Source organism: Sporosarcina gallistercoris, from assembly GCF_050459885.1.
In the GTDB taxonomy this organism is placed as follows: domain Bacteria; phylum Bacillota; class Bacilli; order Bacillales_A; family Planococcaceae; genus Sporosarcina; species Sporosarcina gallistercoris_A.
Genome location: NZ_JBCMNO010000008.1, coordinates 144,279 through 153,387, shown reverse-complemented (window position 1 = coordinate 153,387; position 9,109 = coordinate 144,279). Strand labels below are relative to the sequence as shown.

Sequence of the window (9,109 nt, the reverse complement as noted above, 5' to 3'; positions counted from 1 at the left end):
TTCCTCGGCTCGCTTTTTTGTCGTATTAGTTGAAAAAAGTCGTCTGTTACGTTTGAACCGGTAGTAGTAGGATGGAACAAGGTGTATTTATAAAATTATCCAGTTTTAAAATGTTGTGTTATTTAAGATATGAATCCGTTGCGTAACTAGATGAATTAAGGTTGAGGTTGCATAGAACTTCTTGAAAATTAAATCCTATGTAAAGAATTTACATCTTATCTCTTGGAAGGATTGACTGTGAGGCATGTGGCAGCAAACTCTCCTCATAGCAAGAAGCACCAGTGAATCTTACCCGATGCCTAGTCATGTGCTCATAAAACTGGAAAACCGCTCATAAAAACGTAAATGTGATCATAAATGTGCAACCTCGCTCATAACCTGTGTCATTCGCTCATAACCTATGTAATCCGCTCATAAATCAGAAAAACCGCTCATAAACCTTTAAAAGTGCTCATAAACTCACCGACTTATTCGAAGAAAGAGCACCATGTCAATTGCTTAATCAAATTCAAGCGATTATTAGCGCAATCAAAGTTTTACAAACCCATTTCGAAGGTTCGAAGCATTTTACAAGATCCATCCCCATCATTCTAGTGTTCTGAGCCATTCATAGAATGAGATGGGTATTACTTGATAAAGTATTCCAGGGCTTCGATTTTAGACAAAATACATGGAATTCGCTTGTAATCACAGCGGTTCCCATGTACCATGTATCTTGTAGAATGGAGGGGTGCCACATGAATCCTTGGATAATGGTTTTAATCATATTTGTGATTAATATCGTTTATGTAACATTTTCCACGATTCGTATGATTTTAACTCTAAAGGGATATCGCTACTTTGCAGCCCTCGTTAGTATGTTCGAAGTGGTCATCTATGTAGTAGGTTTAGGGTTAGTATTGGACAGTCTGGATCAAATTCAAAATTTAGTTGCTTATGCGTTGGGCTTTGGCTCGGGCGTGGTTGTAGGTACTAAAATTGAAGAGAAAATGGCACTTGGTTATATTACAGTTAATGTTATTACAGATGAGGTCAACAAGGAATTGGCTTCGACGTTACGTACGAAAGGTTACGGCGTAACAGACTGGTCTGCCCATGGATTAGAGGGGAATCGCTCTGCCATGCAGATCTTGACACCACGTAAATATGAGTTGAAGCTTTATACGACGATTGCCGAACTGGATCCTAAAGCATTCGTCATCTCCTACGAACCTAAAACCATTCGTGGAGGATTCTGGGTCAAGACTGTTAAAAAAGGGAAGTTATTTAAGTGAAACGACGAAAAACAGTATGGTTTCAAGTTGAAGAACATGAGACAATTTCGGATTGTATAGAACGCATGAAAGCAGAGGGATACATACCTGCAGGACGTCGTGAAGAGCCGTTATTTGAAGAACGGGATGGCCAGTACGTGCCGATTCGCCAGATGATCCAATTGAAAGGTGTGCTGGAAGTTAGTGAATGATTGAGTCATGGACTCCAAGGAGGAACTAGAGGATGATCGAACGCTATACACGCCCTGAAATGGGAGCGATTTGGACGGATGAAAATAAATACAACGCGTGGTTGGAAGTTGAGATATTAGCAAGTGAAGCATGGGCAGAGCTTGGGGATGTTCCAAAAGAAGACGTCGAGAAAATCCGTCAAAATGCTGGTTTTTCTGTTGAACGGATTCTTGAAATTGAAGAGGAAACCCGCCATGACGTCGTCGCTTTCACACGGGCTGTTTCTGAAACACTTGGGGAAGAACGCAAATGGGTCCATTATGGACTTACGTCAACTGATGTAGTGGATACAGCGCTTTCGTATTTACTGCTTCAAGCCAACAAAATTTTACGTGCAGATATCGTGAGATTCATTGATATACTTGCTGAAAAAGCGAAAGCTCACAAGCATACTGTTATGATGGGGCGTACGCATGGTGTACATGCAGAGCCGACTACATTCGGTCTCAAGCTAGCTTTGTGGCATGAAGAGATGAAACGCAACTTGGAGCGTTTTGACGCAGCAGCTGCATCTGTCCAAGCCGGTAAGATTTCCGGGGCAGTAGGCACTTATGCGAATGTTGACCCGTTTGTGGAGCAGTATGTATGTGAGAAGTTAGGTCTGATTCCAGCACCTGTTTCTACACAGACGTTGCAGCGTGATCGTCATGCGCACTATGTATCGACGTTGGCATTGATTGCGACGTCTATTGAGAAGTTCGCTGTTGAGATACGTGGACTACAAAAGTCTGAAACACGGGAAGTGGAAGAGTTCTTTGCAAAGGGGCAAAAGGGTTCTTCTGCAATGCCGCACAAACGCAATCCAATCGGTTCTGAGAACATGGCGGGTCTTTCCCGTCTGATTCGCGGCTATATGTTGACAGCTTATGAGAATGTGCCGTTATGGCATGAACGGGATATCTCCCATTCATCCGCAGAGCGGGTGATTCTGCCGGATGCAACGATTGCGCTCAATTATATGCTGAATCGCTTTAGCACTATCGTGAAGAACTTGACGGTTTATCCGGAGAATATGAAGCGCAACATGGACAGTACGCTTGGCTTGATTTACTCTCAGCGTGTGTTGTTGTCCCTGATTGATAAGGGGATGTCCCGCGAAGCGGCATATGATACAGTACAGCCATTAACAGCAACGTCATGGGATGAACAACGTTCGTTTAAAGAATTGGTTAAAGGAAACTCAACGATTACCGGTCACTTGACTGACGCGGAAATTGAAGAATGCTTTGACTATAATTATCACCTACAAAAGATTGACCTGATTTTTGAAAGAATCGGTTTAGTCTAATACGAATATAACAATGAAAAAGGTTTCGGCACATATGCCGAAACCTTTTTTTTAATTCATTGCCCCGACTGATTTCAGCTGCATGTCCACTTTTACATCAAATTCAAGTTCTGGGTAAATGGCTTTCCACCTATCCAACTTATCCTTAGTATTTAGTCTTGTAGAACGGTATTTCATACCAAATCCAAATGGATCGACATTCTTCTCTTGAAGATGTACAAATAAATCCTTCACTTTTTCTTCCAAACTTTCTCCAGCTATTTTGCTGTAATAATCGATCTGTTCTAGCTTTAAAACCTTATTGGATTCGTTAATCGCTCCGACTGCCTTTATGCGGACTTCTGCTCGAGGCTTTTGTCCCTTTTTATCATGCACTTTCACTTTCATTTTTACACGATCCAGGTTGAGCAGGAGCTTGAAGCCTTCATTTTCAATGCGATATCCGTATCCATTAGCCCCCACCATAAGAGTATTATTCAATAAGGTTTGCATAGGTGTTAATATAACAGGTTGTACACTATTCTTTAAAACAACCGAGTGGTTGATTGTAACCTTAGTACCTGCCTCGTTTGCTTCCACGACAGGAAGCACGGAACTTTGTCCTACCGTATCGTATTCACGACGGAACTCGAATAGGAAAGTGGTCGTGACGTAAGGGCTTTCCGTGCCTGTATTGTCGAAGAAATTATAGAGGAAATTTTCACCGGCCGCTTCAAGTGGCGGTTGAACTTTTAATACTTCTTCAGCAGTCGGTTTAGCCATGAGTACATATAAAATGAGTTGAAGATCACCGCGTCGAACGAAATAATCCATTAAAGGAAATAGATCACCTGTCAGTAGCTCCTCGTTCAAGGCGAGAATTTTTGTTTGACTGAAATCCATCACTTTATCATCTTGTGTTTCCAGAAAACGGATGGCTTCCGCAACTGAATTACTCTCATGCTCTAAGAAAGTGTATTCGTTTGCTGTAGAAGATTTTAAGGAGGCAATAGGCTTTGCCAGTTTAACCGTCACTTTAAACTTTTTGTCTGTGTCCTCGGCAGGGTCTACACCAATTCCGACTACAAATGAACGTTTATCCACACCTTTGTATGCGCAGCCTGAAAGCAGGGAAGTAAATAAAATTAAAAGAACAGAACACATGATAACTTTCGTCCACATTGTACTCATTTGGAAGCCCCTTTCTTAATAGCCATCATGGTAAAGAAAAGTATGGCTACGAATAGCGGGATTGTGTAGTAGAAAAGTGATGTATAGTGATAGAGCTGATATTGGGTAAGGAGTGCCGTAAGCCATATACCAAGTAAGGAAAAAACCAGGACAACTAGAAAAGGTGTGAAATTCTGTTGTTGAAACTGTAATGCTTTCAGTCTGAACACGCTAAGGATTAATTTATAGGAGATGTGCCAATGGATGATGATGCTGACAAAGGCAAGCGTCACAAAAAGAAACATGAAAATGAATATGACCCGTTCTATGATTCCGAATTTCATACGAACCGAATCAGCAGAAGAAGTCCAAGGGAAGATGAGTTGTTCGATCCGGTCGAATCCGGAAAGACCGATGGGTATGAAATACGATGTGACCAGCATGAGTACCGCGAAAAGGCTAATGAAAACTAAAGAGAGCATGGAGACATGCTGCTGTTCTTTAAAGTACCGGTTGAAGATGATGAGATTGCTGCAGCCTAGAAACATAAAGGACGTTGCAACAATCGAGCTATATTTAGGCATCTGATTGATATGCATAATTGCTAAACGGGTTTGGTCCCAGTCCACCTCACTAGCAGTAAAGAGCTTGAAGAACATGAGCAATGCAACAGGAATCAGGAGAATAACCACGATTTCCATCGTAAACAAAACACTTTTGGATTTCAGTAATACACCAAAAAAAACAGTGATTACTATGGAACAAGTAATTGTATAGATAGACATTACCGGAGTCAGGAAGGTGATTAGTAAAAAAACGGTCATGATGAGCGTGATCAGTCCAGAAATATACCAAAATATTGCGAAATATATTGTGACAGGTATGCGAACCCTATTGGATGTGTATGCCTGCAGCAAGTCTATGAAGTCCATTCCCGGAAATCGAATGAAAAACTTTATGGTTATATACATAAATATCATGCCAGCTGCGGTCCCGACTAACATAGAACCAATTGCGCCATCTTCGGATTGTACCAATAATATCCGGGGAATGGGAGTAGTGATAATCGCCATCATGTTGGTAAATATCAAGTAATATAAAAAACGGCTCATTCGCTGTTCACCATCTTTTCACTCCGCTTGCTGCGCCATCCGATTCGTAAGTACGGTTCGCCAAAACTATCCAGGTTTGTGAGATGGATAATGAGTAAAAGTGTTCCCGATATCAAGCCGATCAACCCAAATAGTGCTGTAAACAGAATCAGGAACAAACGTCCGATTCTTACGGCAAAACCAAGTTCGTTCATAGGAATAACAAATGTGGAAATCGCCACAACCGCAATGACCATGATGAGGACATTGGAGGCGAGCGAGGCTTCCGTTGCAGCCGTTCCTAAGATCAATCCACCCACAGTAGTTGCGGCTGCATTTATTGATCTGGGAAGCCGTACACTGGCCTCTGTCAGCAGCTCTACAAACAAAAGCATGATAATGACCTCTATAAAGGAAGGATAAGGAACTCCGATCCGACTTCCTGCAATGGTCAGTGTCAGTTCAGGGCTTAAGACTTCCGGAGAATAGGCAGTAAATGCAACATACAAACTCGGTAATATTAAACAATTCAACAAGCCGAACCAACCGAGTAAAGTATTGTACAGGGAGATGATATAAGTATGATAGTTCTCTTCCATTGAAACCATGAAGTCGAAAAAGACGACCGGTAAAATAATGGCATACGGAGAATTATCAACAAGCAAAACGATTTTTCCCCCTGTTAAATTGTAGACAATCCGATCGGGACGTTCAGTAAGGATTGAAGTCGGAAACAGGGTGAAACGCCTGCTTGTGAGGCGAACAGCGAGTTCTCCAGCGGACTGAATGAGAGGTTCGTCCAAAGCATCCAGCTTTTCTTTCACCCGACGCAGCACATCGACATCCACTTCTTTTTCATCGTAAAGTATTGCAATGGCCATTTTGCTTTTGTCGGTTAATTGCTGAGTTTCGATGTACAAATTAGGTTGATGATAATGCTGCCTGATGATACTTACATTCGTTTCCAAATCTTCACTGAGAGCGAGCTGTGGGCCGTGTATCGTGGTTTCTGAAACTGTCATAGTTTGCTGTGTGTTGCCTAATTTCCTGAACTCAAGAACACTGTACGTGGAGGCCGCATAGATGAGTACAAAGCCTGAAGTGATCATGGAGAGAAGTTCATCGGGTTGGGGAGGATCCAATCGATTCGGAAGACCTTGTATGTAAGCAGCAAATTTTTTTTCATTATCGATCTCAAAAAAGGGTTTGATGATGGATTGCTGGAGGGGAGTTCCATCCACGACAGTTTTCATATACAGCAGATGGACATGGGTGCCATCGAGTGCGAGAGGGACATGCAACACATCGAAAGAAGAAGGCAGTGAATCTGATATGGATTTCATGAACGGCGGCATCTCTTGTTTCTTGCTTTCTGTCATCCCATCTCACTCCTTTCCGGTCAGCCATATAGTGTACTCAGCCTAACCGGAAATGAATGATTTTATTCCTGATGAAAAAGGTTAAGAGGAAAGACGCTTAACTATTGGGAACAGTGAGAATCATCTTCCTCGCCACATGCAGTACCTCACTTCGCCACACACATCCACGCGCTAAAAAACGTTGTCTGAAAAAATTGAGTGATCCGACCAAATCCAGCATTTCGCAGCAACTGTTCCATTTCATCTTGAGAAATAAACGACAACGCACGCACCGTCCTCTCCATTTCGAAAACTTGCCGTTCTGACAACGAAGATCGATCGATCCAGCACTGGCGCCACAGCCCGAACAATTCATCGAATGATGGATCGGTTCGATCCCCTGTCATAGAGGCGATCACAAAGGGAGCACCCGGTTCCAACCGCTTCCGGATCTCCTGAAGTAAGGCAGATTTCTCCTCGACGCTATCAATAAAATGCAACACGAGCAGACATGACGCGGCGCCATACAATTGCTCCAACGGAACAGCGCTTGCACTCCCTTGGACAAACTCCGCACGTTCCGTGCCAAATCGGCTTTCAACTTTCGCACGCGCTTCCTTTAGCATCGGTTCAGAAGGATCTGCTGCAGTGAACTTCCATGATGGATTGTGCTCAGCGAACTCCAGTAATTCATTGCCGCCACCCGCACCAATTACGAGAACCTTAGCGTGATCTTCCGCATGCAACCGAAGTGCTGTATTCGCAAGTTGGATAAGCCCATCATACGTGGGCAGTGTCCGGCGGATTCCTCTATCGTATTCAGTTGCGGTATCCGCATCGAATGTTAATCGATCAGTCAATGAAATCATCCCCTTAAAAGTTCTCTGCACTATGTTTTCGCTACCCCTACCTTCAGTTCCTCCATTCACCATCTATTCACAATTTCCAAGCTATGGTAGGATACATGTAGCAAACGATGATAAAGGAGACGATCTCAATGTGGAACGCGGAAGAAATCGCTTCGCAACTTGCCGTCATTGACGGAAAAGAAGCACCGGATTTAGTCATCACGAATGCAACGTACTTACATTCCGTTTTAAAGCAATGGAAAACCGGTACGATATGGATCAAACACGGCCGTATTCTCTATACAGGAGAGCGCATGCCCGTATTGACAGAAGGCGCTGAACTGATTGACGCGACAGGAAAGTGGATTGTACCGGGATACATAGAACCGCACGTACATCCTTTTCAACTGTATAACCCGGAAACGTTCGCCCAATTCGCAGCCCAACACGGGACGACGACGTTTTTAGCAGATAACTTAATGCTGCTGATGTCACTTGACCAAAAACAGGCTTTCACGTTACTCGATCAGTTGAAACAACTGCCTTTTTCCTTCTATTGGTGGGCACGTATGGATTCACAGACGAATTTACAAAACGAAGCGGAAGTCTTCGCCCCTGAAAGAGTGGCTGAATGGCTGAAGCGTGATGATGTACTCATGGGTGGAGAACTGACAGGATGGCCCCGTTTGTTAAAAGGCGACCCTATCATGACTGATTCCCTTCAAAAAGCGAAACAGCTTGGGAAAAAAGTCGAAGGGCATTTCCCGGGTGCATCTGAGCGCACCTTAGCTCGCATGCGCCTGCTTGGTGTGAATGGAGACCATGAGTCGATGACGGCAGAAGAGGCAGAAGCACGCTTGTTGCAAGGATACGCAGTGACCCTTCGTGAATCATCCATACGTACTGACTTGAAACCGTTACTTCAAGGAATTCTTGAAAAAGAACTCAACGTTTTCGATCATCTCATGATGACGACAGACGGTTCACCCCCACTATTTCACGATGACGGTGTAATGGATAAATGCATCCGGATTGCACTGGAAGTGGGTGTCGACCCGATCGATGCATACCAAATGGCGTCTTATAACATAGCGAGGTACTATGACATCGACGAATTACATAGTGTTATAGCACCGGGCCGTTTTGCGACACTGAATTTCTTATCCGACATCATGGAACCGAATCCGACGGAAGTGTTGTCAAAAGGCGTCTGGCTGAAGCGTGATGGACAAGCATGCAGCGAATTCAACAAAGCGGATTGGTCAGTCTTTCCCGAATTCGCCCCTGACTTCGATCTTATGTTAGAGGATGTAACGGCAACCGAATCCCTCGGCATCGAAATGCTGAATGACGTCATCACGAAGCCGTACGAGACAACAGTCGATCTTTCTGCGGATCGGTTAGAGGAGGATCATGATGAATCGTTCCTTGCGCTTATTGATCGGAATGGAAAGTGGCGGGTGACGACGGTGATTAAAGGGTTTGCAAGCTCGGTACAAGGTCTTGCTTCTTCGTATTCCAATACTGGTGACCTCATTTTAATCGGGAAAGACAAGAACGAGATGCTCCGGGCATTCCGCCATCTGAAAAAAATAGGCGGAGGAATCGTTCTTGCTGAAAATGGCGAGGTCATCTCTCAATTACCGCTCACGATAGGAGGAAGTCTTTCGGATAAGCCTATAGAAGAGCTGAGCGAACTGGAACGCGTTTTTAAAAACGCCTTACGCGCCAGAGGGTACGACAAAGGGGATGCAATCTACAGCTTGCTCTTCCTGCAATCCACTCATTTGCCGTATGTCCGGGTAACCCAGCTTGGTGTTGCAGATGTGATGAGAAATAAGGTTTTGATTTCAAAAACAGAACGATAGGA

General features: G+C 43.7%; 8 protein-coding genes. 4 read left to right on the top strand and 4 right to left on the bottom strand.

Annotated elements, in window-relative coordinates; all coding sequences use genetic code 11:
- Nucleotides 1–737: 737 nt before the first annotated feature.
- Genes ABE021_RS06520 through purB form a run of 3 tightly spaced genes read left to right on the top strand, consistent with a single transcriptional unit; the run spans nt 738 to nt 2,793 of the window.
- A complete protein-coding gene (locus ABE021_RS06520; RefSeq protein WP_430287560.1) occupies nt 738–1,274 on the top strand; it encodes a DUF2179 domain-containing protein in 537 nt (178 codons plus the stop codon).
- Nucleotides 1,271–1,465, top strand: coding sequence for an NETI motif-containing protein (locus tag ABE021_RS06515; protein ID WP_430287558.1), 195 nt, complete (start codon nt 1,271–1,273; stop codon nt 1,463–1,465). Before ABE021_RS06520 ends, ABE021_RS06515 begins: the two co-directional genes overlap by 4 nt.
- Before the next feature lie 32 nt (nt 1,466–1,497).
- The gene (purB, locus tag ABE021_RS06510; RefSeq protein ID WP_430287557.1) at nt 1,498–2,793 is read left to right on the top strand and encodes an adenylosuccinate lyase; all 1,296 of its coding nucleotides are present in this window, start codon (nt 1,498–1,500) and stop codon (nt 2,791–2,793) included.
- 51 nt (nt 2,794–2,844) lie between these two features.
- On the opposite strand, the gene ABE021_RS06505 is transcribed toward purB, so the two are convergent.
- The 4 genes from ABE021_RS06505 to ABE021_RS06490 form a co-directional block, all read right to left on the bottom strand.
- Nucleotides 2,845–3,963, bottom strand: coding sequence for a Ger(x)C family spore germination protein (locus ABE021_RS06505; RefSeq protein ID WP_430287556.1), 1,119 nt, complete (start codon nt 3,961–3,963; stop codon nt 2,845–2,847).
- Nucleotides 3,960–5,054: a GerAB/ArcD/ProY family transporter gene (locus ABE021_RS06500; RefSeq protein ID WP_430287555.1), complete on the bottom strand. Its 1,095-nt coding sequence runs from the start codon at nt 5,052–5,054 to the stop codon at nt 3,960–3,962. The genes ABE021_RS06505 and ABE021_RS06500 overlap by 4 nt, the downstream gene beginning before the upstream one ends.
- Complete coding sequence (locus ABE021_RS06495) at nt 5,051–6,412, bottom strand: spore germination protein (RefSeq protein ID WP_430287554.1); 1,362 nt, start codon at nt 6,410–6,412, stop codon at nt 5,051–5,053. The genes ABE021_RS06500 and ABE021_RS06495 overlap by 4 nt, the downstream gene beginning before the upstream one ends.
- A 146-nt stretch (nt 6,413–6,558) precedes the next feature.
- A complete protein-coding gene (locus ABE021_RS06490) occupies nt 6,559–7,251 on the bottom strand; it encodes a class I SAM-dependent methyltransferase (protein ID WP_430287553.1) in 693 nt (230 codons plus the stop codon).
- 137 nt (nt 7,252–7,388) lie between these two features.
- On the opposite strand from ABE021_RS06490, the gene ABE021_RS06485 reads away from it, so the two are divergent.
- Nucleotides 7,389–9,107 carry an adenine deaminase C-terminal domain-containing protein gene (locus tag ABE021_RS06485; RefSeq protein WP_430287552.1) on the top strand — a complete coding sequence of 573 codons (1,719 nt, stop codon included), beginning with the start codon at nt 7,389–7,391 and terminating at the stop codon, nt 9,105–9,107.
- Nucleotides 9,108–9,109 lie beyond the last annotated feature (2 nt).

Bases quoted from the DNA above. Each gene is read 5' to 3' on its own strand.
- ABE021_RS06520 (WP_430287560.1), top strand. From the start codon at position 738: ATGAATCCTTGGATAATGGTTTTAATCATATTTGTGATTAATATCGTT.
- purB (WP_430287557.1), top strand. From the start codon at position 1,498: ATGATCGAACGCTATACACGCCCTGAAATGGGAGCGATTTGGACGGAT.
- ABE021_RS06505 (WP_430287556.1), bottom strand. From the start codon at position 3,963: ATGAGTACAATGTGGACGAAAGTTATCATGTGTTCTGTTCTTTTAATT.
- ABE021_RS06500 (WP_430287555.1), bottom strand. From the start codon at position 5,054: ATGAGCCGTTTTTTATATTACTTGATATTTACCAACATGATGGCGATT.
- ABE021_RS06495 (WP_430287554.1), bottom strand. From the start codon at position 6,412: ATGACAGAAAGCAAGAAACAAGAGATGCCGCCGTTCATGAAATCCATA.
- ABE021_RS06485 (WP_430287552.1), top strand. From the start codon at position 7,389: ATGTGGAACGCGGAAGAAATCGCTTCGCAACTTGCCGTCATTGACGGA.